This window comes from Bradyrhizobium sp. 44, from assembly GCF_023073095.1.
Lineage (GTDB): Bacteria > Pseudomonadota > Alphaproteobacteria > Rhizobiales > Xanthobacteraceae > Bradyrhizobium.
In genome coordinates, this window is sequence record NZ_JADPIY010000038.1 from 23,143 (window position 1) to 47,006 (window position 23,864).

The window sequence follows — 23,864 nt, forward strand, 5'->3', positions numbered from 1 at the left end:
GTACCCGGGCCACTGAATCCTTGCCTCTACCGGTTCAGTCGGGCAATGCGGTATATGAGGACGAACAACGGAGTTTATTTTGGCCCCCGTGGTGGTTACCGGCGCTGCCGGCTTCATCGGCATGCATGTCTGTGAGCGCTTGCGCGCGCGCGGGGAACGAGTTGTCGGCATCGACGCAGTAACCCCTTACTATGATCCGGCGCTCAAGCGCGCTCGCCTCGAGACGCTCAAGCATGATGCCTTCACATTCCACGAGATCGATCTTGCCGACTTCGCTGCGGTGACGCGTGTGTTCGATGAGGTCTCGCCCGATCGCGTGGTGCACCTCGCGGCGCAGCCCGGCGTGCGCGCGTCGATCGACGATCCCATCACCAGCATCCGCGCCAATTGTGATGGCTTCGTCACCGTGCTCGAAGCCGGCCGGCGCCACGGCCTGGCGCATCTCGTCTACGCCTCGTCGAGTTCCGTGTATGGCGCCAATCGCACCTTGCCGTATTCGACCGAGCATTCGGTCAATCATCCGGTCAGCCTCTATGCCGCGAGCAAGAAGGCCAACGAGCTGATGGCGCACACGTTCGCACATGTTCACAAGCTGCCGGTGACCGGTCTTCGCTTCTTCACCGTCTATGGTCCATGGGGCCGGCCCGACATGGCCGCCTGGCTCTTCACGCGCGCGATCTTCGCGGGTGACCCGATCAAGCTTTTCAATCATGGAAATATGTGGCGCGATTTCACCTATGTCGACGACATCGTCGAGGGCGTGATCCGCACCCTCGATCGCCCCGCGACGCCGAATCCCGCGTGGAACGCCGAGCAGCCGGAAAACTCGTCGAGCTATGCGCCGTATCGCGTCTACAACATCGGCAACAATTGCTCGGTCAATTTGATCGAGTTCGTCGAGACACTGGAGAAGATCATCGGCAAGCCTGCGATCCGCACGCTTTTGCCGATGCAGGCTGGCGACGTCCTCGAGACGCGTGCCGACATTTCGGCCCTGCAACGCGACGTCGGCTTCACGCCCTCGACGCCGCTGGCGGATGGCTTGGGTCGCTTTGTCGAATGGTATCAAAATTATCACCGCGTATAACCCCCTCTCTTGAGTAGCTCACACGTGTCCCAAAGAATTATCCCCCTGATCATGTGCGGCGGTGCCGGAACGCGGCTGTGGCCGGCTTCGCGCGAGGTGCGCCCCAAGCAATTCCTGCCGCTGTTCGGCACCCGCTCGACCTTCCAGGACACGCTGTTGCGCGTCTCGGAGGCCTCGCTGTTCGATCGCCCGATCGTCATCACCAACGCCTCCTACCGCTTCATGGTGCTGGAGCAGCTCGCGGAAATCGGCATCGAGGCCGACGTGATCCTCGAGCCGATGCGGCGGGATTCCGGCCCGGCGATTGCAGCCGGCGCGGTGTTCGCGCAGAACCGCGCGAGTGAGGCGATCGTGCTCGCGCTCGCCGCCGACCACGTGGTGCAGGACAATGCGGCCTTCGTCGCGGCGTGTCGCCAGGGCCTCACCGCCGCGAGTACCGGGCGCATCGTCACCTTCGGCGTCAAGCCGGAGCGGCCGGCGACCGAATACGGCTATATCAGCCCGGGCGAGGTCATCTCCGGCGAGGTACACGCGGTCGCGCGCTTCGTCGAGAAGCCGGATGCGGTGAAGGCAGCCGACTACGTCAATTCCGGCTATCTCTGGAACAGCGGCAACTTCATGTTCCCGGCCGGCGTCCTGCTCGACGAATACCGCAAGATCGATGCGGCGAGTGTGGAGGCGATTTCCAATGCTGTTAGCAATGCCGGCCGCGATCTCGGCTTCGTGACGCTGGAGCCCGAGGCGTTCGGCGCGGCCAAGGCGATCTCCATCGACTATGCGGTGATGGAGAAGACCGCGCGCGCCGCTGTGGTGCCGGTGTCGTGCGGCTGGTCCGACGTCGGCTCCTGGCACGCGGTGTGGGAATTGTCGGACAAGGACGCGCAAGGCAATGCTTCGCATGGCGCCGCCGTGTTCGAGGATTCCCGCAACTGCAACGTCACCACAGACTCTGCGCTGGTCGCACTCGAAGGCGTCGACGATCTCATCGTGGTTGCGACTGCGGACGCGGTGCTGGTCTCGCGCCAGAAGGATGCCAACGGGCTCAAGCGGCTGGTTACAAAACTCAAGGCGGTCGCGCCGAAAGTCACCGAGGAGCATCTCAAGGTGCATCGGCCCTGGGGCAGCTACCAGTCGGTCGACAATGGCGAGCGCCACCAGGTCAAGCGCATCGTGGTCAAGCCCGGCGGGCGTCTGTCGCTGCAGAAGCACCATCATCGTGCCGAGCACTGGATCGTGGTCCGCGGCACCGCCCGCGTCACCGTCAACGAGACCGTCAAAAGCGTGCACGAGAACGAGTCGATCTACATTCCGATGGGCGCGGTGCACCGGATGGAGAACCCCGGTAAAATCATGCTGGAGCTGATCGAGGTCCAGACTGGAAGCTATCTCGGTGAAGACGACATCATCCGGATTGAAGACGATTATCAGCGCTCTTGAGCAGAGTGTCGCTCCAACATTCCTTGAACATTTGGAAACTGTCCTGTGAACTGCGATGACCGGAACAGGCTGTCATGACCGACGACACGCACACGATCCGCAGCGGCGGACTCACCGGGACCATCAAGGCGCAAGGCGCGGAGATGTGTTCGCTGGCGAGCGATGCCGGCATCGAGTTCGTCTGGCAGGCGGAGCCGGCCTGGCCGCGACATGCGCCGCTGCTGTTTCCGATCGTCGGGCGCCTCGCCAATGACGAATTGCGGCACCGGGGCAGGACCTACCGGATGACCCAGCACGGCTTCGCGCGTGACAGCCGCTTTGCGTGGGTGGAACGAGGCGAAAGACGCTGTGTCCTGGTGCTCGAAGACAGCGAGACGACGCGCGCGCTCTACCCCTTCGCGTTCCGCCTGACGGCAACCTATGCGCTCGACGAATCCGGTCTCGATCTTTCACTCGTGATCGCGAACACCGGCAAGGAGATATTGCCGGCCTCGCTCGGCGGCCATCCCGCTTTCAACTGGCCGCTCCAACCGGGGCTGGCGAAGGAGAGCTACGCGCTGAGCTTCGCAAACGCAGAGCCATCGCCCGTCCGCCGTCTCGATGGCGGCTTGCTGCGCCCGGCAACCGAGCCGAGCCCGGTCGAAGGCTCCGTGTTGCCTCTGTCCGAATCTCTGTTCGTCGACGACGCAATCATCTTCGGTCGGATCGCGAGCAATTCGGTCCGCTATGCCGTGGAGCAGGGCGCCTCCACCGGGCCGTGGTTGAAAATGTCATGGCGCGGCTTTCGCGAGCTTGGCGTCTGGTCGAAACCATCGGGCGCGCCGTTCCTCTGCATCGAGCCCTGGCGCGGCTATGCCAGTCCGGCCGGCTTCGACGGCGAATTCACTGACAAGCCGGGCCTGATGCACATCGCGCCCGGGACGGAAGAGCAATTGTCATTTCGGGTTGAGGTTGGATCGTCCTGAGGTGGGACGGTCTGCGCGCATCTGAAGTTCTCAGACCTCGATCCGCGTGAGGTCCTCGCCGAGCACGACAGGACCCGAATAGTCCCGCCTGACATCCGCAAGCAGCGCATTGAGCATGGAATCGTCGGTGCGAGGCCGGTGATGGGTCAGCGCGAGCTTCTTGACGCCGGCCTTGGCCGCGACCTTGCCGACTGTATCGCCGCAGGCGATCGTGAATTTCGCAAGCCGGCGCAGGTGCTCGTTGTCGATCTCCGGCGTGGCGAGGAAGCAGCACTGGACCAGCAGGTCGGCCCCCTCAGCCAGTCGCTCGAGACCGGGGCAGGGCACCGTGTCGCCCGAGATTGCGATGACCTTGCCTTCGGCCTCGAAGCGGTAGCCGAGACACATCCAGCGTGCGAGGAAGGCCGGCGACATGTCGAGGCCGTCGCCATGCGAGACGAGTTCGGCGCTGATCTTCCAGCGGCCAGTGTCGAGAACGGGGCCGGGTATAATGTCGGTCGCGACGACTGGTTTCCAGCCGCCGAAGCTCGGCTCACCCTGATCGCGCCAGGCGATGTCCTTGTCGTAGACCTGCGTGACCAGCGTATTGGCGAGCCGTTCGGTATCCGGCGGTCCATAGATGCGCAGATCGTCCTTGCGCCCATGCAACCATGAATTGAGCATCACGTCGTAGAGGTCGCCGATGTGGTCGAAATGGTGATGGGTGAGAAAGACCGTGTTGATGGAGCCGAGCGGCACGCCAGCCTTGCTGAGCTGCACCATGACGCCGCGGCCTGCGTCGATCAGGATGTTTTCCTCGCCGAGCCTGATCAGCGTGGTCGTCGCCACGCGGCGCGGGTCCGGGCGCGGGCCGCCGGTGCCGAGCAGGATGACTTCCATGGCGCCACCTCCTGGGGCAGACTTTTCGGGGCGCCACAGTAGATTTGAAGCTCCTGGCGTGGCAAGCGGCCGCGGGATGGACTTCAGCCCGCACAACAGGCGCTCGTACGGGGCTCCCGAACATGCTGCGCGAGATGAGAAGTGTGGGCCAATTCATACTTAATCCAGCTGGATCGTGACCAATGTTGTTTGGGCGCGCTGACGCGCCTAGTATTGCAGCAGGCAATTCGAGGGGGCTCGAATAAGTCGTGAATGTACGTTCACAGGGCGGCGCGCTCGGCGACCTGAGCTTCCAGGTCGGCTCACAAGCACACAGGACATCCAACATCGTGGCTGATTCCTCAGGTCAGGAATTGCGTGTCGCTGGCCGGGAGCGACTGATCGTCGTCGAGGACGATCCGGTGACGCGGACGATGCTGGTCGGTTATTTCAGCGAGAACAATTTCGACGTGGTCGGTGCCGGCTCCTGCGCGGAATGCCGCCAGGCGCTGCGGACGCGGACCGATCTCGTCTTCCTCGACCTGCAGCTGCCCGACGGCGATGGCTTCGATCTCGCCAAGGAGATCCAGGCGACCAGCAATGCGGGTATCATCTTCGTGACCCGCCGCGACACCGACGTCGATCACATCCTCGGCCTCGAGATCGCGGGCGACCACTACGTCACCAAGCCGATCAATTTGCGCGATCTGCTCGCGCGCGCGCGAAGCGTGCTGCGGCGGCGCTCGATCGACCGCAAGGCGGCGCGCACCCACAATTCGATCGCCTTTGGCGACTGGATCATCGACCTGACGCGGCGCGAGCTGCTCGGCAGCGACGGCAAGCCGGTGGCGCTGACGCGCGCCGAGTTCGACCTGCTTGCGGCGCTCGTCGGAGCCGACGGCAGGCCGCTCAGCCGCGACTATCTGATCGAGGTCGTCAGCAACCGCCAGGCCGAGGTCGATATACGGACTGTCGATGCCCTGGTGGCGAGGCTGCGGCGCAAGCTGGTCGGTAGCGGTACGCCCGTCATCACCACCGTCACCGGCGTCGGCTACAAGCTCGCGCTGAGCGAGCGGCTCTAGACCCGGGCGCAGCACGACATGGTGCCGGCGGCGCCATCGGGTTCAGCCACTGAAACCGACAAGGAACCGAATCGCGAGAAAGGCCGACAAGGCCACGGCGCCGGTCGCGACGATTGCAAATAAAACTCTCAAACTATTGTGCATGATCTCAATTCAGGTTCGGTTTCAAAGTTCGGTTCGAAAATGCCATTCATCCAACCGCTGCTCGTCTCAAGGCAGCAACTCTAATTCTATTGGCGTGATGCCACCCGTTTCCACTTGGCTTCGACGCGAGCCTTGATGAGGCGGACCCGGGCTTCCTGTGCTGCCCAATATGCCCTGCTCGCGACCGCCGTGCCTTGACGGTACCGCGCGTAAACGTCCTTCGGCTGTGCCGGTGTCTTTTGACTGTGTGCCGATTTCTGATTGTGCGCTGACTTCGAGACGGTGGGTGCAGGAGTTGGCGCCGGTGCTACATCTGGGACGGCCGCGGCTTGGCTTCCCACATTCGTCGAGTTCATGGAGACAAGACGATTGCGGGCACGATGACAATAGACCTGGGAGCGCGGAGTCATGGACTCCTCGTCATGACCTGCTCGATATTTCATCAGGGCGCGGCAAAGGTCCCCGCCTGCGAGGCGCCATGCGCGGCTCAGATAGAGAACGCCGTAGTGGATGTTGATGTCGGGCTCTGCGAGCTCTGCGTTATTTCCCCGAAATCCGAGCATCGCTGCCGTTTCGGGCCGAACCTGCATGAGGCCGATCTCGCCGACGGTGCCAATGGTGCCCGGATTGTAACCGCTTTCAACGAAGACGACGGCCTCCGCAATGTCCGCGGGCAGATTGGTCTTGGCCGTTTCTCTTTCGATAATTTTTCGAATCGCTGCCCGCGATGCCGGCGTCTCTCCGGCGCCGAGATCTGCATTGTGACCGCCGGCCGCCAACGCCGGTCCCACGTCGTTTAGAGCGCCGTCCTGAGCGCGCACGGAGGTGGATGCCAACCAAAGCACGGCTATCGCAACGTGTGTCCACGTCGCGCGGGCATTGATGTGTGTTCGATCCCGCAGCATCGACCACGTATTATATCTTTCGAGTTAACAACCGATTTTCTGGCGGCCCGGGGCGCGGTCCGGCTCGGGCGGCCAGCGGCGCATTGAAGCTATCGCGACCGCGAGCTCTGGTCGGTTGATGTGCTTGGCGCAGCCCCGGCCAATTTGTCATCGACCGCATAGAGCGTGCAGGTGGGCGACCATTTTGTGCAGGCGCCAAGTGAATCGCGCTGGGCGTCGTCGGCGGTCGCGCGCCCCGAACGCCAGCCGTAACCGCCGTTCGGCGACACCGCAAAAGCCTTGTGCGGCATCGTGCTGGCGAGATACCGCGCGAACTCGGCCCGCGCGGCCTCGCTGAGCTGGCCCGGCGGCGGCAGCGGATCGGGCAGACTCAGGACGTCGTGGCCGAGACCTCGCTCGCGCAGGAAGGCGTCGAGATATGGCGTCCATTGCGGACGGCTCACCACCGAATAGAGATAGTGGCCATCGTCGCCGTAAGGCGGCGCTGCGACGAATTTCGCGTTGCCGCCGCTGGCGCGAAATCCGTCATGGAGGCGCCGCGCGAGTTCGGGACCGAAGTAGGAATCGTTGCTGGCATAGACCCACAGCATCGGCGCGCGCGAGGTTTTGCCGAACGTGGCGAAGGCCTGCACCAGCCCGTTGGGATTGCAGACGTCGTCATCGTCGCGCGAGCCGCGCCCGCCGGCAAAGCTGATCGCGGCGACGAGACCCGCTGGCGCCTGCGCGGTCAACGCGACAGTGGCGAACCCGCCGGCGGAATGGCCGGCCGCGATCATGCCCGAGGTGGTGACGTCGGCCCTGCGCACCATCGCCTCGATCGCCGCGCGCAAATCCGCCACCGCGACCGCCGCGGCCGGCAGATAAGCGGCAGTCGCGCAGCCGCCGACGCTGTCGACGCGCCCGCCGGGGGAGGTGCCGTAGCCGCGCCGCATCACGATCAGCGCGGCGAAGCCGCGCCGGGCATATTCGAGAGCGATGCCGTAATATTTGTGCGCGGACATCGTCGCGCGATCGTCGAAACTGCGCGGTGAGCCGTGGCTGAGCAGCGCCAGCGGATAGCGCCTGGTCCCGGCCGGCCGGACCAGGAACGCCTCCAGCCCCTGCGGTCCGGCCTCGGCCATCGGGATACGCAAATCCTCGGTGTAGAACTCCGCGGCCGTCGCATCGGGCACGATGCCGGCCGTCGCAAGCCAGGCCATCAGAACAACCAGAAGCCTCTGAAACAGCGTCATGCCCCGACTCGAAAAGCCCCGATCGAAAGACCATAGCATGATCTCAGGAACGGCCGCCCCATTGCGGGTGTTGTGCTCTTGGCGGGGGCTTGGCCGATGCTATGGTATCGCGCAATTCTACGACAGGACGAGGTATATTCAGTGGCTGATGTTCATCCCGCGGCGGGCAAGCAGGCCTCGCCGGACGCGCTCACCAACGTTCCGCGGCTGGTGACGGCCTATTTCGCCGGCAAGCCCGATGTCGCCGATCCCGCGCAGCGGGTGGCGTTCGGCACCTCCGGCCATCGCGGCACCTCGTTCAAGATCAGCTTCAACGAGGGCCACATCCTCGCGACGACGCAGGCAATCTGTGATTACCGACGTGAAAAGGGGCTGACCGGTCCGCTCTTTATCGGCATCGACACTCATGCGCTGGCCGAGCCCGCGCTCGTCAGCGCCGTCGAGGTGTTCGCGGCCAACGGCGTCGACATCATGATCGACAAGGATGGCGGCTACACGCCGACGCCGGTGATCTCGCACGCGATCCTGACCTACAACAAGGGCCGCACCTCGGGCCTTGCCGACGGCGTCGTCGTCACGCCGTCGCACAATCCGCCCGAGGACGGCGGCTACAAATACAATCCGCCGCATGGCGGACCGGCCGACACCGATGCGACCTCCGTGATCGAGAAGCGCGCCAATGCCTATCTCGCCGACGGCCTCAAGGGCGTGAAGCGCATCGATTACGCCAGGGCACGCAAAGCCGCGAACGTCCACGCCTATGACTTTGTCACACCCTATGTCGCCGATCTCGGCAACGTGGTCGATCTCGACCTGGTCAAATCCGCCGGCGTCAATATCGGCATCGATCCGCTCGGCGGCGCCGCCGTGGACTACTGGCATCCGATCATCGAGCGCTACGGCCTGAAGGCGACCGTGGTGAACGAGGCGATCGACCCGACGTTCCGCTTCATGACGGTGGACTGGGACGGCAAGATCCGCATGGACTGTTCCTCGCCTTATGCGATGGCGAGCCTGATCGCGATGCGCGACCGCTTCGACGTCGCTTTTGCCAACGACACCGACGCGGACCGCCACGGCATCGTGACGCGCACCGGCGGCCTCATGAATCCGAACCATTATCTCGCGACCGCGATCTTCTATCTGTTCGCGCACCGCCCGAACTGGGGCAAGGACGCCGCGATCGGCAAGACCGTGGTGTCGAGCTCGATCATCGACCGCGTCGCGAAAAAACTCGGCCGCAAGCTGGTCGAGACCCCGGTCGGCTTCAAATGGTTTGTCGACGGTCTCCTCACGGGCGGCTTCGGTTTCGGCGGCGAGGAGAGTGCAGGCGCCTCGTTCCTGCGCCGCGACGGCACGGTATGGACGACCGACAAGGACGGCATCATCCTCGGCCTGCTCGCGGCCGAGATCATGGCGAAGACCGGCCGCGATCCGAGCCAGCTCTTCAACGACCTCACTGCCGAGTTCGGCATGCCCCATTACGCACGCATCGACGTCGCCGCCACCACGCCGCAGAAGAACATCCTGAAGTCCGTCACGCCGGAGCAGCTCGGCCTGAAGGATCTCGCCGGCGATCCCGTCCGCGCCACGCTGAGCAAGGCGCCGGGCAATGGCCAGCCGTTCGGCGGCATCAAGGTCGAAACCGATTTCGGCTGGTTCGCCGCCAGGCCGTCAGGCACCGAGGACGTCTACAAGATCTATGCAGAAAGCTTCCGCAGCCCCGAGCACCTGAAGGCGATTCAGCAGGAGGCTCAGGCAGGGTTGGCGAAGGTGTTCGGGGCGTAGTCGTCGAGCCAAAGCGCCGCTGCCACTGCTCCTCCTGGAGGGAGACTCGCCGCATCAACAGGTGTCATCACCCGCGAAAGCGGGTGATCCAGTACGCCGTGGCGCCAGTTGAGTGAACCAACGACCGCCGCGGAGTACTGGATTCCCCGCTTTCGCGGGGGATGACAACGGTTTGTATACACGATCCGAGAGAACGGTATTATAATACGACATATCGGCCCTTGAACGATTTCGCTCCTCCGCTATTGTATACATAACGTATCCACAAGCGTTGGGAGTGAGACCGGTGACAAAACCCTTCCCGATGAACGCCTGGTATGCCGCTGCCTGGGACGCCGACGTCAAGCCGGCACTGCTGCCGCGGACGATCTGCGGCAAGCACGTGGTGATGTACCGCAAGGCCGATGGCTCGGTGGCTGCGCTGGAGGACGCCTGCTGGCACCGCCTGGTGCCGCTGTCCAAGGGCCGGCTCGAAGGCGACACCGTCGTCTGCGGCTATCACGGCCTGAAGTACAATGCGCAGGGGCGCTGCACCTTCATGCCGTCGCAGGAGACCATCAACCCGTCGGCCTGCGTGCGCGCCTATCCCGTGGTCGAGCGTCACCGCTACATCTGGCTCTGGATGGGCGATCCCGCGCTGGCCGATCCCGCGCTGGTGCCCGACCTGCACTGGAATCACGACCCGGCCTGGGCCGGCGACGGCAAGACCATCCACGTCAATTGCGACTATCGCCTCGTGCTCGACAATCTCATGGACCTCACACACGAGACGTTCGTGCACGGCTCGTCCATCGGCAACGAGGCGGTCGCAGAGGCGCCGTTCGACGTCACCCATGGCGAGAAGACTGTCACGGTGACGCGCTGGATGCGCGGCATCGAGGCGCCGCCGTTCTGGGCCAAGCAGCTCGGCAAATCCGGTCTCGTCGACCGCTGGCAGATCATCCGCTTCGAGGCGCCGTGCACCATTGCCATCGACGTCGGCGTGGCGCCGACCGGCACCGGCGCGCCCGAAGGCGACCGCTCGCAGGGCGTCAACGGCTTCGTGCTCAACACCATCACGCCGGAGACCGAGAAGACCTGCCACTATTTCTGGGCCTTCGTGCGCAATTATCAGCTCGGCGAGCAGCGCATCACCTCCGAGATCCGCGAGGGCGTCTCCGGCATTTTCCACGAGGACGAGCTGATCCTCGAGGCGCAGCAGCGCGCGATGGACGAGAACCCCGATCGCATCTTCTACAATCTCAACATCGACGCCGGCGCGATGTGGACGCGCAAGCTGATCGACAAGATGATGGCGAAGGAAAACCCGCCGCAGCATCTTCAGGCCGCGGAGTAAGCCGACATGGCCGAGCGTGAGGTCGACCGCTCCGTCTCGCAGACCGTGAAGGCGCAGCTCGCGCTGCGCGACCAGCTCCTCTCGGGCTCGTTGCGCCCCGGCGAGCGCATCTCCGAGCTCCAGGCGGTCGAGACCACCGGCGCCTCGCGCACCCCGGTGCGCATGGCGCTGGTGCGGCTGGAGGAGGAGGGCCTGCTCGAGGCGATTCCCTCCGGCGGCTTCATGGTGAAGGCGTTCTCCGAGCGCGACATCTCCGATTCCATCGAGCTGCGCGGCACGCTGGAAGGCCTCGCCGCGCGTTTTGCAGCCGAGCGCGGTGTCTCCGCGCGCGAGCTCGAGCCGCTGAAGGAATGCCTTGCCGCGATCGACGACTTGTTGCGCCAGGTCCCGATCTCGGTCGACGCGTTCTCGTCCTATGTCACGCTGAACGCGCGCTTCCACGCACTGCTCACGGAATTGTCGCGCAGCCCGCCGCTGATCCGGCAGATCGACCGCGCCTCGGCGCTGCCGTTTGCATCCCCGAGCGGTTTCGTGATGGCGCAATCGGCGCTGCCCGAGGCGCAGCAGATCCTGATCATCGGGCAGGAGCACCACCGCGTCGTGATCGACGCGATCGAGAACCGCGAAGGCGCTCGCGCCGAAGCGGTCATGCGCGAGCATGCGCGGCTCGCGGTGCGCAATCTGCGGCTTGCACTGCGCAACCGGACCCATCTCGACCTGCTGCCGGCGCTCGCGCTGATCAAGTCCGCAACCGATTGAGAGGGGAGTGCCATGCGCTTCATCGAAACCTGGAGTCCGGCGACGCTTGTGTCGACGCGCGATCTCGCGCCGGGCATCCGCGAATTCCTGATCCGGCCGGACCAGTTCGACGGCGCCGCCTATCCGGTCGGCAGCCACATCAATATCAGCGTCACCATCGACGGGCAGCCGGAGACGCGGTCCTATTCGCTGGTCGGGGAAGCTTCGTCGCGGGGTTTAAGGATCGCGGTGCGCCGTGCCGAGGATTCGCGTGGCGGCTCGCGCTATATGTGGTCGTTGCAGCCGGGCGCGCGGCTCGACATCACGACGCCGGCGTCGCTGCTCGCGGTTGACTGGGCACGCCAGAACTACTGCCTGATCGCCGGCGGCATCGGCATCACCCCGATCCTCGGTGCCGCACAGGCGCTGTCGCGGCGCGGCGCCGATGTCACGCTGCATTACGCGGTGCGCTCGCGCACCGAGGCCGCCTATCTCGACGATCTCGCCGCAACGCTCGGTGATCGCCTGGTCGTTCACGCCAGCGATGAGGGCAAGCGGCTCGATCTCGACGCCCTGTTCGCATCGGTGCCCAAGGATGCGCTGGCGCTGTTCTGCGGCCCGATGCGGATGCTGGATGCTGCGCGCCATGCCTGGATCGGCGCCGGCCATCCACTCCCCGATCTCCGCTACGAGACGTTCGGTTCGAGCGGCACGTTGCCGACCGAGACTTTTCGCGTGCGCCTGAAAGGCTCCGATGTCGAGCTGGAGATCCCACGCGAGCGCTCGATGCTTGATGTCCTCAACGCCAGCGGCCACGACGTCATGTACGATTGCAAGCGCGGCGAATGCGGCCTGTGCGCCATCGACGTGGTCGCCGTCGACGGCGAGATCGACCATCGCGATGTCTTCTTCAGCGACCATCAGAAGCAAAGCAACCAGAAGATCTGCGCCTGCGTTTCGCGCGCCCGCGGCACCATCACCGTAGACACACTGCTCCGGGCGGATGCGATCTGACCGGTTCACTATCCGACAGGGACTGCAGGAACCCGTCTGCCTCATGAGTGTTGATCCGCCGCGGCTCTGTGCCGCGAGTGAAGCCAATGACCAGCCACGGGCAGCCAACTGTTTGCCGCGTTCTCATCGTCGAGGATGAGTACTTCCTCGGGGATGATCTGGCGCGGTCGCTACGGTCGCTCGGGTTCCAGGTAATCGGTCCCGTCTCCGAGCTGCCGGACGCGATGGCAATTCAGCATCCTGCTTTCGACGTCGCGGTGATTGACATCAATCTGCGAGGAGATTCGGCTTATCCGATGGCTGACAAGCTCACGCGCGCCGGCAAGCCTTTTGTTTTCGCGACGGGCTATGGGGCCGACGCCATTCCGCACCGCTTCGAGCACGTGCCCCGATGGGAGAAACCCTACGACGTCGCAAAACTTTCGGATCACGTCCGCGAGCTCTGCGCCGAACAATCGCCAAACGCTGCGGCCGAATAGGGTCGATGCGCGCTCATTCACACCGCTCGCTGTGCGCCTCGGCCCGGCACGGGTCGATTTCGGTTGGCGAGCAGCCAGCGAATTCTTCTCAGCAGCAGCTGCGGGTCAACGGCTCCACGTCCTGAGCTCTCTCTGCAAAGTCCGGCGGCTACATCGACGGATCGCTCGGGTGTGCCAGTAAGTAACACCGTCAGCTCCGGCCTGTGCTCTCGGACCCACTTCGCGATACCGAAGCCGTCGCCCGCCAATGCTAAATTGGTGATCACGGCATTGATCGCGAAATCCGCGTGATCGAGAACGTCGATCGCCTCATGGGCCGTCACGGCTTCAATCACCCGATACCCACATTCGCGCAAATGCTTCGCGATCGGCATTCGGATGAAAACTTCATCCTCAGCCAGCAGGATCGTACGGGTCGCCGGAGTGCTGCTTAAATCGGTCATGGAGCGGTAACGGGCTGGCACCCGACCCGTTCCTGGCGACGACAGATCGGATCGCCTCGACTATGGTGCGAGGATCGTAGGGCTTCGCAAAGAAGCCATCATGCAGCGTGCTGTCGTCCCGCGGCAGATCGCTGGATGCCAACAGGATCGGCAGGTCGGGAAATTCTTGCCTCACCGTTTTTGCCAAGCCAAGGCCGTTGATTGAGCCGGGAAGCCTGATATCGCTGAAAACAGTCGAAACCCGTGTTCCACCGCGCAACAGGTCAATGGCTTCGTCGGCACTGCCGCATTCGATCACCTCGAAACCTGCACCGCGCAGCTCGTCGGAGATCATCAGGCGTATCCAGATGTCGTCTTCGACAACCATCACGACGTGACGGGGGGTGTCGTTCGGGGCCACTCTCCCGTCCGGCGCTCTGTTCACTTTGGACCTCAATGGGTTAGGGGTGTCCCGTCAACTTCAAGGATGCCGCATCGTTCCTGATTCCGCATTGCGCGGATTATGTCGAGTGCTTCGTGCGGCGCTCTTTCACATAGGTTAAGGGCAGATCGCGCGCATTCGGTGTGCCGCACGGTGCAGCTCACGCGCTGCGAGAGCACCTGAGGCATCAAGCACACATGATGGTCTAGGCTATGCCGCGTAAGTCGCCCGAAGCTTCTTCGGATCCAGCAGCGGCAGAACCTGATCCGCCGACACCGGCCGGCTGATGAGATAACCCTGAACTTCGTCGCAACCGATCTGGCGCAGATATTCGAGCTGGTCGGCGGTCTCGACGCCTTCCGCGACCACGCCGATGCGCAGGTCGCGCGCGAGCCCGATCACCGATTTCACGATCGCGGCGCAGTCCGGCTGCACCAGCATGTCGCGGATGAAGGACTGGTCGATCTTGATGCGGCTGAACGGGAGCTTGCGCAGATAGGTCAGCGAGGAGAAGCCGGTGCCGAAATCGTCGAGCGCCACGGTGACGCCGAGCTCCAGCAGCGCGTTGAGGACCGACGCGGCGGAGGCGTATTTCGACAGCAGCATCGATTCCGTGATCTCGATCTCGAGCCGGTGCGGGGCGATCTTCGCGTCCGCAAGTGCCTGCACGATGATCTGGAGGAGGCCGTTGTTGTGAAACTGCGCGGCCGAGAAATTCACGGCGACCCTGATCTCTTCGGGCCACTCGGCAACCGTCGCGCAGGCGCGGCGGACGACCCATTCGCCGATCTCGTGGATCAGCCCGGTTTCCTCGGCGATCGGAATGAACTCGCTCGGCGGCACCAGTCCGCGCTGGGGATGCTGCCAACGCAGCAGCGCCTCGAACCCGGTGATGCGGTTGCCGTTGAGGTCGAGAAAGGGCTGGAACACCAGGAACAGCTCGTCCCTGGCGATGGCGCCTTCCAGATCCGATTGCAGCGCCTTGCGGTCGCGTGACGAGCGGTCGTCGGCTTCCTCGAAGAAACACACCGTGCCGGGTCCGGCGTTCTTGGCGCGGTAGAGTGCGGTGTCGGCGTTCTTCATGATGTCGAGTTGCGTGCTGCCGTCACGCGGCGCCAGCACGATGCCGACGCTGGTCGCGCCGACGATCTGGCGGCCCTCGGTCTGGAACGGTTCGTTGAAGGCCGCGACGAAGCGGTCGGCGATCTCGAGCGCATCCTCCGGCCGCGCCAGATTGGCCATCACCAGCGCGAACTCGTCGCCGCCGATGCGTGCGACATGCTCGGCCGCGCGGGTGCAGCGTTGCAGGCGGCTCGCGATCTGGACCAGAAACTCGTCGCCGGCGGGATGGCCGAACTTATCGTTGACCTCCTTGAAACGATCGAGATCGAGCAGAAGGACTGCGAATTCCTCGCCGGACAGAGCGAACCGCTTCAAGGCTGCATCGAGCGTTTCGTTGAAGGCGACGCGATTGGGCAGATGGGTCAGCGGATCCTGCCGCACCGTACGCTCAGCCTCGATCTGCCGCATCACGCGCCGTGCGAACGAGATCGAATTGACGAACACGCTGCGCAGCAGCACCGATCCGTAGACCACCACCAGGAAGGCGATCAGCAGAAACGCCGGATCGCCATTCCTGCCGAGGCAGATCGCGATGCCAGCGAAGATCGGGGCCGTGAATGCGATCGCCGCGATCGGGATTGTGGCGAAGGCCAGCGCGCCCCCTGCCAGCATCCCCGAACAAAGGCAGGTGATGACGAGCTGCCCGCCCGTTGAGGCATTGGCGAAGAATGCGACCGGAACGGCGCCCCAGGCGGCACCGAGGATGAAAGCATTGCGCACCAGCCGATGCATGGCCCGGCGCGAGACGAATTGCGGTTTGGTGATGCGGCGCGCGGCATGGGATTGCAGGCCGAACGCGATCGCGGCGCCCGCCACGATGGCGGCCCAGATCAAGGCCAGCTTCAAGTCCGGCGAATGCCACAGCGCGACGACGAGTACCCCGGCGTTGCAGGCATTGGCCAGCATGATGCCAACCGAATAGCCGAGCACCTGCGACATCTGTTCGGCGCGGATATGGCCGGCGACGGCTTCGTCGGTTACGGGACCGCCAAAGGCCGACAGATCGCCGGCGAACAGCCGCGCGAAATAGCTGGTCGTTTGAGTCCGCATTCCAGAGCCTAGCAGCATGGGCCGCTTGTCCGGCCCGGTCCGGAGACTTCGCTGCAAACCTTTGACGAACTATGAATTATCGCAAGCTTGCGATGATTGCTGTGACCACTTCTGCGTGTTCGTGGCGTCGTTCGATAACAAATCGATACAAATGCGGCGCCCCGCATTACGGTTGTGACGGCGGCTCGGTGTTCGCCACCAATTCACTGTCATGCCCCGCCACCGGGGGTTCGCCTTCGGCGAGCCCGATGACAGGGTCCGGCGGGGCACCCAGTACGCTGCGGTCTATCAGATCAATCACACCTGTCTCGGAATACTGGATCGCCCGGTCGAGCCGGGCGATGACAGCTTTGCTCTAGGCATCACCGCCCCATCTGCTTGGGGTCGTAATAAAAGCGTTCCTCGACGAGCTCATCGCCCCGCCACGTCTGCCATGCGATCTCATCCAACGTTCGGATGATGCCTTCGGCATTGGTGAAGCTGAATCTCCAGCGCGTAGCGACATGGTCGCCTTCGATCAGGCTTGGCCCGATGCGCACGGCCCTGACCTCCTTGAAGGCTGCCAGCACGCCGCGCTCCTTGGCCGCGAGCTTGTCGCGTCCGACCACGGGGTCGCCCTGGTTTTCATGGGTAGCGGCGTCTGGCGTGTAGTAGTCGAGGATCGCTCCGACGAAATCCCCGTCCTCCAATCGTTTGGCGAAAGCTTCGACGACATCACGGCTCGGCATGGCGCACCTCACGAGCAAACCGACTATTGGTCGGTAAATACCGACCGGCAGTCGAAAAGTCAACTGGCTGTCCTGGTCCATTTCGACTACAGCAGACCCATGGCAAAACAGGCGGAGCGGCGGGCTGCGACATCGGAGGCGATCCTGACGGCGGCGCGCCGCCTGTTCGGGACGCAAGGCTTTGCCGCGACGACGATGGACGAGATCGCCGAAGCCGCCCACGTCGCCAAGGGCGCGGTCTATCATCACTTCAAGACCAAGGAGGCGGTGTTCGAGGCGGTGTTCGACGAGGTCTCGCGCGACCTCGTCGTGGAGATCGACAGCACGGCCCGTGCCGAGAAGGACGTGCTTGCCGCGATGGTCGCAGGCACCCAGCATTATTTCGCCGCGACCGCCAAAGGCCCGACCGGTCAGATCATCCTGCGCGATGGCCCGGCCGTGCTCGGCTGGGAGCGCTGGCGCGAGATCGACGCCAAACATTTCGGGGGCAAGCTGCCGCGTGCGATCGCGGCGGCGATGGAGGCCGGCCTGATCGCGCGGCAGCCGGTCGAGCCGCTGGCCCGGCTGCTGCTCGGCGCGGTGACGGAGGCCGCCGTCGCCTGCGCCGGACGCGCCGATATCGCAAGGGCGGGTGCGGAATATGCCCGTGCGTTCAGGTCGCTGGTCGAGGCGCTGCGCGTCGCCGCATGATCGTGCTAAGTGATGATTGGAAACGCCCCCACCAACAAAAAAGAAAAGTAGCGCATGAACGCAACTTCCTCCCTGACGCCCTCCGATCCTGAATTCGACTACATCATCGTCGGTGCCGGCTCTGCGGGCTGCGTGCTCGCCAACCGGCTGTCGGCGAACGGCAAGCACAGCGTGCTGCTGCTCGAGGCAGGCCCGAAGGATTCCAACATCTGGATCCACGTGCCGCTCGGCTACGGCAAGCTGTTCAAGGAAAAGACCGTCAACTGGATGTACCAGACCGAGCCGGAGCCCGAGCTGAAGGGCCGCCAGGTGTTCCAGCCGCGCGGCAAGACGCTGGGCGGATCGAGCTCGATCAACGGTCTGCTCTATGTCCGCGGTCAGCACGAGGATTACGACAGATGGCGTCAGCGCGGCAACGCCGGCTGGGGCTATGACGACGTGCTGCCCTATTTCAAGAAAGCCGAGAACCAGTCGCGCGGCGCCGATCAATATCACGGCAGCGGCGGCCCGCTGCCGGTGTCCAACATGGTCGTGACCGATCCGCTGTCGAAGGCCTTCATCGACGCCGCGGTCGAGACCGGCCTGCCCTACAATCCTGATTTCAACGGCGCCACGCAGGAAGGTGTCGGCCTGTTCCAGACCACGACCCGCAATGGCCGCCGCGCCTCGACGGCTGTGGCCTATCTCGGCCCCGCCAAGGCCCGCGGCAATCTCAAGATCGAAACTGGCGCGCTCGGCCAGCGCGTGCTGTTCGAGGGCCGCCGCGCGGTCGGCGTTGAATACCGTCAGGGCGCCAATTTGCGCCGCGCCCGCGCGCGCAAGGAGGTCGTGCTGTCGAGCGGCGCCTACAACTCGCCGCAGCTGCTCCAGCTCTCCGGCGTCGGCCCCGGCGACCTCCTGCGCAGGCACGGCATCGATGTCGTGCTGGACGCGCCGGGCGTCGGGCACGATCTCCAGGACCACATGCAGGTGCGCATCGTGATGCGCTGCTCGCAGAAGATCACGCTGAACGACACCGTCAATCATCCGCTCCGCCGCACGATGGCCGGTGCGCGCTATGCGCTGTTCCGCAAAGGCTGGCTGACGATCGCGGCCGGCACGGCGGGCGCGTTCTTCAAGACCAGTCCGCGGCTGGCCTCGCCGGACATCCAGGTCCATTTCCTGCCGTTCTCGACCGACAAGATGGGTGAGAAGCTTCATGGTTTCTCCGGCTTCACGGCGTCGGTGTGCCAGCTCCGTCCCGAAAGCCGCGGGTCCTTGCGCATCAAAAGCGCCGACCCGACAGTGCCGCCGGAGATCCGCATCAACTATATGTCGACCGAGACCGACCGCACCACCAACGTGGAAGGCCTGAAGATCCTGCGCAACATATTGCATGCACCGGCGCTGAAGCCGTTCGTGGTCGACGAATACGATCCCGGAGCGAAGGTGTCCACGGATGCCGAGCTGCTGGATTATTGCCGTGAGCGGGGCAGCACCATCTACCATCCGACCTCGACCTGTCGTATGGGCAATGATGCGCTCGCGGTGGTCGATCAGCGGCTGAAGGTGAGGGGCCTCGAAGGCCTCCGAATCGTCGACGGCTCGATCATGCCCGATCTCGTGTCGGGGAACACCAACGCGCCGATCATCATGATCGCCGAAAAGGCCTCCGACATGATATTGGAGGATGCGCGGTAAACTCGCGTCTTGAGAGGATTTGGGCTTGGCTACGCGATTCAAGATCGGCACACGCAAGAGCGCGATGGCGCTGGCACAGACGGAAGAGATCGCGCGCCGCCTGACCGCTGCCATGCCCGATCTCGACGTCGAGATCGTCAAGTTCGACACCACGGGCGATCTCGACCAGACCAGCAAGCTGCTGCCCCATGGCGGCAAGGGCGGTGCCTTCGTGGCGCAGATCCGCGCCGCCGTGCTGTCGGGCGAGCTCCATGCGGCGATGCATTCGCTGAAGGACATGCCCGGCAACGAAGACACGCCCGGCCTCGTGATCGGCGCCACGCTCTCGCGCGATCCTCCCAATGACGCACTAGTCCTGCGCAACGGCGTGACGCTGGAGGCATTGCGCCAGTCGCGTGGCAAGGGTTTCAAGATCGGCACCAACGCGGTCCGCCGCGCCGCCTACGCGCGGCGATTGTTTCCCGACGTCGAGATCATCCACTTCCGCGGCGCCGCCGACACGCGCGTGCGGAAACTCGACAATGGCGAGAAGCAGCGCCTGCCGGATGGCGACGCGGTGGGGCCTGCGGACGCGCTGATCATGGCGCGGTCCGGCCTCGACCGCGTCGGCCTTTCCCATCGCGTCGGCTACGAATTCTCCGCGGCGGAAATGCTGCCGGCAGCGGGGCAGGGCATCGTCGCGGTCGAATGCGCGGCACAGGACTGGCAGACGCGTCGCATTCTCGCATCGATCGACGATCCCGCTGCTCACGCCTGCGCCGATGCCGAGCGCGAGGTGCTGTGGGTGCTGAACGGCCATTGCAATTCGCCGGTGGCGGGCTTTTCGACCATTGCGGGCGATCAGATGTCGCTCACCGCGTCCGTGCTCGATCTCTCCGGCAACTCCATCATCGAAGCCTTGCGTTCGGGTCCCGCCAATCGTCCCCGCGAACTAGGCCGTGCGGTGGGACTGGATCTGCTGGCCAGGGGCGCCGCCGAGATCATCGAGCGCAGCCGGCCGCGGTAAGTTTTCCCGCAGGTTCGCAATGACGAGGGGGACAGCGCTGCGATGATGGCATCATGCGCCTGTTTTGCCCGACGGGTCAAATGTTGGCGCGACCTGATGCGATGACGAAGCATCTGATTTCGGTCCGCCCTAAGTCATTGATCGGGCGTGATCTCTCTACTGTGCATGGGGTTGTTTTCGCACTTTTTTGTTTTCCCGCTCCCCAGGCGCAAAATAAATCAGCCCCGCACGCGCTTTAGCATCTGCTCGACATGGGCGATCGGTGTTTCCGGCTGGATGCCGTGGCCGAGATTGAAGATGAACCGCCCTTGCGCAAAATTCGCCAGCGTGTTGTCGACCGCGCGGTCGAGCGCCGCGCCGCCTGTGATCAGCACCAGCGGATCGAGATTGCCCTGAACCGCAACCTTGCTCTGCACGCGCTCGCGGATGAAGGCCGGCTCCGCGGTCCAGTCGATGCTGACCGCGTTGACGCCGGTCGCCTCGACGAACCCGGGCAGTTGCGCGCCGGCGCCGCGCGGAAAGCCGATGATCTTCGCGTCCGGCATCTTGGCGCGCACGCCTTCGACGATGCGCCGGGTCGGCTCGATCGACCAGCGCGCGAATTCGGCGGGTGGCAGCACGCCGGCCCAGGTGTCGAAGATCTGCAAGGCGTTGGCGCCGGCCGCAAGCTGCGCCAGCAGATATTCGATCGAGTTCTCGACCAGCACGTCGATGATAGCTGCGAACGCCTCCGGATGCCGGTAGGCCATCATCCGCGCCGGCGCCTGGTCGGGCGTGCCCTGGCCGGCGACCATGTAGGTCGCCACCGTCCACGGGGCGCCGCAGAAGCCGATCAGCGCGATCCTGGGATCGAGCGCCCCGCGCACGATCTTGAGGGCCTCGAACACCGGCGCGAGCTTGCCGAAATCGGCTTGCGTCGCCAGTGTCGCGACCTTGGCGGGATCATCCAGCGGTTCGAGCCGCGGACCCTCGCCGACCTCGAAGCGCACGGAACGACCGAGCGCATAGGGGATCACCAGGATGTCGGAGAAGATGATCGCCGCATCGAAGCCGAACCTCCGGATCGGTTGCAGCGTCACCTCCGCGGCAAGCTCCGGGTTGAAGCAGAGGTCGAGGAAGCCGCCGGCCCTGGCGCGCACCTCGCGATATTCCGGCAAGTAACGGCCGGCCTGCCGCATCATCCAGGCCGGCGGAACGACCTGCCGCTGGCCGGAGAGGACGTCGATGAAGGGTTTTGTCGCAGACTGGGGCACGAACGGTCCTGAAGATGGTTACGGCTCCTGATACACCGCCACGGCCCGAAGCGGAACAGGGGAACCAAGCGCAATTGGACCGCGTTGACCAGCCAACGGAGGACGAGACCATGGCTGAGACATTCAATCCCGCGCCGCATGACAAGCACGCCGACGATCTGCACGAAGCCCTCGCCGCCGACCGCCACGCCAAGCTCGACGCGGGGCTGAAGGATACCTTCCCGGCATCCGATCCCGTGAGCGCCGCCCAGCCGACGCCCTCGAAGGCCGATGCGGAGGCCGACAATCCCTCGCTCTGGGACAAGGTTAAGGCCATCTTCAGCTAGCGGCGGGTGCGCCGGATTCCGATAGGTTTGCTAATGCCTTGTTAGCGATGCGCTGAGTCCGGCGTCCGTACGACTACGGAAAACCGGGGACATCACTGCATATTTATCCCGACGTTTCAGAGTTCAATAACAGAAGCGGCAGAAGTTCCGGCGATCGGAGATTTCTGCTGCATGAGCGCTGTGACCCAAAGAGCCGGATGGAGCCGCCTGCCGCTGCGGGCGGCTGCGTTCGTGGCGCTGACCTGCGTGGCCATTCTCGGCGTCAGCGGCTGGCGGGAATGGGCGGCGCGCGACGCGGTGCTCAAGGGTGCCGAGACCGAGATGGCGAATGTTGCTCGCTCGCTGACGCAGCATGCCGAGGACAGCCTCGATCTGCTGGATTCAGGCGTCGTCGGTGTCGTCAGCCGGCTGGAGATGGACGGCGCCGAGCCGGCCACGATCGCCAAGCTCAGAACCCTGCTGGAGGCGCGCAAGAAGGCGATAGAGCGCATCCACAGCCTCGCCATCATCGACGACCGCGGCAACTGGTTGACCTCGCCCGGCACGATCGGCTCGACCCTCAACGACGACGCGTTCTTCCGGTATCACCAGCTCTCGCCGAAACGGGAGCCCCATGTCGGCCGGCCCGTGAAGAGCCTGCTCGACGGCGAATGGGTCGTCACCTTGTCGCGCCGTTTCAACAAGCCCGACGGCAGGTTCGGCGGCGTGGTGCTCGCGACCATCAGCTCGGGATATCTCTCGCATTTCTACGAACAGTTCGAGATCGGCCGCAACAGCTCGGTGGCGTTGACGCACGGCGACGGCCTGATCATCGCGCGCAACCCGAGCAACGACAGGTTCGTCGGTCGCAGCGTTGCCGATACGCCGCTGTTCCGCGACGCCAGCCTGCAGCGGCCGGGCGGCGCCTATCATTTCAAGTCGCCGCTCGACGGCGCCGACCGGGTCAGCTTCTTCAAGCGCTCTGGCCGCTATCCGCTGGTCCTGCTCGCCACCGTCGATAAGGCCGAACTGCTGGCGCCCTGGCGCTCTGCGGCGACCTCTCGCATGCTCTACGTGCTCGCGCTGGTCATGCTGATCGCGATCATCGGTGCGGTGCTGGTGCGGCAATTGCAACGGGGCCAGAGCATGGCGGCCGCGCTGGTTGAGAAGGAGGCGCATTTCCGACTTCTTGCCGAAGGCTCCAGCGACATGGTGACGCGTATCGGGCTCGACGAGCGGCTGCGCTATGTCTCGCCATCGTCGATTGGCGTCGTCGGCTGGCGCGCGAATCAGCTGATCGGGACCCTGGCGCTCGCCGGCATTCACGCGGACGACCGGCCGCAGGTGCAGGCTCTCGTCGACGCCATGAAACGCGGCGAGAAGGAGGAGGTGCGCGTCACCTACCGCAACGCGCACCGGCAGAACGCCGAAGTCTGGCTCGAATCGACCATGCGGGTGACCCGCAAGGAGAATGGCCGCGTGGACGGCGTGGTCGCGATCTCGCGCGACATCACCGAGCAGAAGAAGCTCGAGACCCGGCTGGAAACGCTCGCGATCGAGGACAGCCTCACCGGGCTTGCCAATCGCCGCCGCTTCGATGAACGATTGAAGGAGGAGTGGGCGCGTGCCTATCGCGAGCGCTCCAGCCTCTCTTTGCTGATGATCGACGTCGACCACTTCAAGTCTTACAACGACGAATACGGCCATCCCGCGGGCGATGCCTGCCTCCGGCAGGTAGCCCAGATCATCGCCGCCGAGATGCATCGTTCCGGCGATCTGGCGGCGCGCTACGGCGGCGAGGAGTTTGCCATGCTGCTGCCGAACACCGACGCTGCGGGCTGCGCCCTGATCGGCGACCGGATTCGACGGGCGATCCGTGATGCGGGCCTGGTCCACACCAGCAACCATGTGGCTGGCTGCGTCACCGCTTCGCTCGGCGGTGCTGCTTGCCGGCCGGCGCTGGAGCGCACGGCCGGCGTAGTCTCGCTGATCGAGGCCGCCGACCAGGCGCTCTATGCCTCCAAGGAGGCCGGGCGCAACCGGCTGATGATGTCGGGCGAGGTGAGCAACCTCCTGCTCAAGGCGTCCGGTCAGTAACCCG

22 protein-coding genes are annotated in these 23,864 nt (G+C 64.5%); 14 read left to right on the top strand and 8 right to left on the bottom strand.

What is annotated here, in order from left to right; genetic code table 11:
- Positions 1-79: 79 nt before the first annotated feature.
- The 3 genes from IVB41_RS32830 to IVB41_RS32840 all read left to right on the top strand — a co-directional run bounded on the left by IVB41_RS32830 (position 80) and on the right by IVB41_RS32840 (position 3,489).
- The gene (locus IVB41_RS32830; protein ID WP_027568488.1) at positions 80-1,087 is read left to right on the top strand and encodes an NAD-dependent epimerase/dehydratase family protein; all 1,008 of its coding nucleotides are present in this window, start codon (positions 80-82) and stop codon (positions 1,085-1,087) included.
- Between the two features lie 24 nt (positions 1,088-1,111).
- The gene (locus IVB41_RS32835) at positions 1,112-2,524 is read left to right on the top strand and encodes a mannose-1-phosphate guanylyltransferase/mannose-6-phosphate isomerase (protein ID WP_027568489.1); all 1,413 of its coding nucleotides are present in this window, start codon (positions 1,112-1,114) and stop codon (positions 2,522-2,524) included.
- Between the two features lie 74 nt (positions 2,525-2,598).
- On the top strand, positions 2,599-3,489 hold the full coding sequence (locus tag IVB41_RS32840) for an aldose 1-epimerase family protein (protein WP_027568490.1): 891 nt from the start codon (positions 2,599-2,601) through the stop codon (positions 3,487-3,489).
- A 30-nt stretch (positions 3,490-3,519) separates the two neighbouring features.
- On the opposite strand, the gene IVB41_RS32845 is transcribed toward IVB41_RS32840, so the two are convergent.
- Complete coding sequence (locus IVB41_RS32845; protein ID WP_247438681.1) at positions 3,520-4,368, bottom strand: MBL fold metallo-hydrolase; 849 nt, start codon at positions 4,366-4,368, stop codon at positions 3,520-3,522.
- 248 nt (positions 4,369-4,616) lie between these two features.
- Here IVB41_RS32845 and IVB41_RS32850 point away from each other — a divergent pair, with 248 nt between their 5' ends.
- Positions 4,617-5,429: a response regulator transcription factor gene (locus IVB41_RS32850; protein WP_027568492.1), complete on the top strand. Its 813-nt coding sequence runs from the start codon at positions 4,617-4,619 to the stop codon at positions 5,427-5,429.
- A 230-nt stretch (positions 5,430-5,659) separates the two neighbouring features.
- Here IVB41_RS32850 and IVB41_RS32855 read toward each other — a convergent pair whose 3' ends face one another.
- On the bottom strand, positions 5,660-6,478 hold the full coding sequence (locus IVB41_RS32855; protein WP_247291413.1) for a transglycosylase SLT domain-containing protein: 819 nt from the start codon (positions 6,476-6,478) through the stop codon (positions 5,660-5,662).
- Positions 6,479-6,567: 89 nt separating this feature from the next.
- Positions 6,568-7,710 carry a S9 family peptidase gene (locus IVB41_RS32860; RefSeq protein WP_247438683.1) on the bottom strand — a complete coding sequence of 381 codons (1,143 nt, stop codon included), beginning with the start codon at positions 7,708-7,710 and terminating at the stop codon, positions 6,568-6,570.
- A gap of 141 nt (positions 7,711-7,851) precedes the next feature.
- On the opposite strand from IVB41_RS32860, the gene pgm reads away from it, so the two are divergent.
- The 5 genes from pgm (at position 7,852) to IVB41_RS32885 (ending at position 13,065) form a co-directional block, all read left to right on the top strand.
- Positions 7,852-9,498, top strand: coding sequence for a phosphoglucomutase (alpha-D-glucose-1,6-bisphosphate-dependent) (gene pgm, locus IVB41_RS32865; protein WP_247438685.1), 1,647 nt, complete (start codon positions 7,852-7,854; stop codon positions 9,496-9,498).
- A 286-nt stretch (positions 9,499-9,784) separates the two neighbouring features.
- Positions 9,785-10,834 (top strand): aromatic ring-hydroxylating dioxygenase subunit alpha, encoded by a 1,050-nt coding sequence (locus IVB41_RS32870; RefSeq protein ID WP_027568496.1) that lies wholly within the window; start codon positions 9,785-9,787, stop codon positions 10,832-10,834.
- A 6-nt stretch (positions 10,835-10,840) separates the two neighbouring features.
- On the top strand, positions 10,841-11,593 hold the full coding sequence (locus tag IVB41_RS32875) for a GntR family transcriptional regulator (RefSeq protein WP_247438688.1): 753 nt from the start codon (positions 10,841-10,843) through the stop codon (positions 11,591-11,593).
- Positions 11,594-11,605: 12 nt separating this feature from the next.
- Positions 11,606-12,586 carry a PDR/VanB family oxidoreductase gene (locus tag IVB41_RS32880; RefSeq protein WP_247357091.1) on the top strand — a complete coding sequence of 327 codons (981 nt, stop codon included), beginning with the start codon at positions 11,606-11,608 and terminating at the stop codon, positions 12,584-12,586.
- 86 nt (positions 12,587-12,672) lie between these two features.
- Entirely contained in the window at positions 12,673-13,065 is a 393-nt protein-coding gene (locus tag IVB41_RS32885; protein WP_247438690.1) for a response regulator, read from the top strand.
- A 17-nt stretch (positions 13,066-13,082) separates the two neighbouring features.
- On the opposite strand, the gene IVB41_RS32890 is transcribed toward IVB41_RS32885, so the two are convergent.
- The 4 genes from IVB41_RS32890 to IVB41_RS32905 form a co-directional block, all read right to left on the bottom strand.
- Positions 13,083-13,508 (bottom strand): response regulator, encoded by a 426-nt coding sequence (locus tag IVB41_RS32890; protein WP_247438692.1) that lies wholly within the window; start codon positions 13,506-13,508, stop codon positions 13,083-13,085.
- Positions 13,459-13,875, bottom strand: a complete 417-nt coding sequence (locus IVB41_RS32895; protein ID WP_256464272.1) for a response regulator — start codon at positions 13,873-13,875, stop codon at positions 13,459-13,461. The genes IVB41_RS32890 and IVB41_RS32895 overlap by 50 nt, the downstream gene beginning before the upstream one ends.
- Before the next feature lie 264 nt (positions 13,876-14,139).
- Positions 14,140-16,101 (bottom strand): bifunctional diguanylate cyclase/phosphodiesterase, encoded by a 1,962-nt coding sequence (locus IVB41_RS32900; protein ID WP_247438696.1) that lies wholly within the window; start codon positions 16,099-16,101, stop codon positions 14,140-14,142.
- A gap of 362 nt (positions 16,102-16,463) precedes the next feature.
- Positions 16,464-16,829, bottom strand: a complete 366-nt coding sequence (locus tag IVB41_RS32905; RefSeq protein ID WP_247439121.1) for a nuclear transport factor 2 family protein — start codon at positions 16,827-16,829, stop codon at positions 16,464-16,466.
- A gap of 99 nt (positions 16,830-16,928) precedes the next feature.
- Between IVB41_RS32905 and IVB41_RS32910 the strand changes: the two genes are divergently transcribed.
- From IVB41_RS32910 to hemC, 3 genes are read left to right on the top strand one after another with little or no spacing between them, the layout of a single operon-like run.
- Positions 16,929-17,519 (top strand): TetR/AcrR family transcriptional regulator, encoded by a 591-nt coding sequence (locus IVB41_RS32910; RefSeq protein WP_247438698.1) that lies wholly within the window; start codon positions 16,929-16,931, stop codon positions 17,517-17,519.
- Positions 17,520-17,573: 54 nt separating this feature from the next.
- Positions 17,574-19,199, top strand: coding sequence for a GMC family oxidoreductase (locus IVB41_RS32915; protein WP_247438699.1), 1,626 nt, complete (start codon positions 17,574-17,576; stop codon positions 19,197-19,199).
- 25 nt (positions 19,200-19,224) lie between these two features.
- The gene (hemC, locus tag IVB41_RS32920) at positions 19,225-20,205 is read left to right on the top strand and encodes a hydroxymethylbilane synthase (RefSeq protein ID WP_247438701.1); all 981 of its coding nucleotides are present in this window, start codon (positions 19,225-19,227) and stop codon (positions 20,203-20,205) included.
- 218 nt (positions 20,206-20,423) lie between these two features.
- Here the strand turns inward: hemC and hemE are convergent, their stop codons facing one another.
- The gene (hemE, locus tag IVB41_RS32925) at positions 20,424-21,458 is read right to left on the bottom strand and encodes a uroporphyrinogen decarboxylase (RefSeq protein ID WP_247438703.1); all 1,035 of its coding nucleotides are present in this window, start codon (positions 21,456-21,458) and stop codon (positions 20,424-20,426) included.
- 110 nt (positions 21,459-21,568) lie between these two features.
- On the opposite strand from hemE, the gene IVB41_RS32930 reads away from it, so the two are divergent.
- Entirely contained in the window at positions 21,569-21,784 is a 216-nt protein-coding gene (locus tag IVB41_RS32930; protein WP_007595236.1) for a hypothetical protein, read from the top strand.
- 171 nt (positions 21,785-21,955) lie between these two features.
- On the top strand, positions 21,956-23,860 hold the full coding sequence (locus IVB41_RS32935) for a diguanylate cyclase (protein WP_247438705.1): 1,905 nt from the start codon (positions 21,956-21,958) through the stop codon (positions 23,858-23,860).
- Positions 23,861-23,864: the final 4 nt, after the last annotated feature.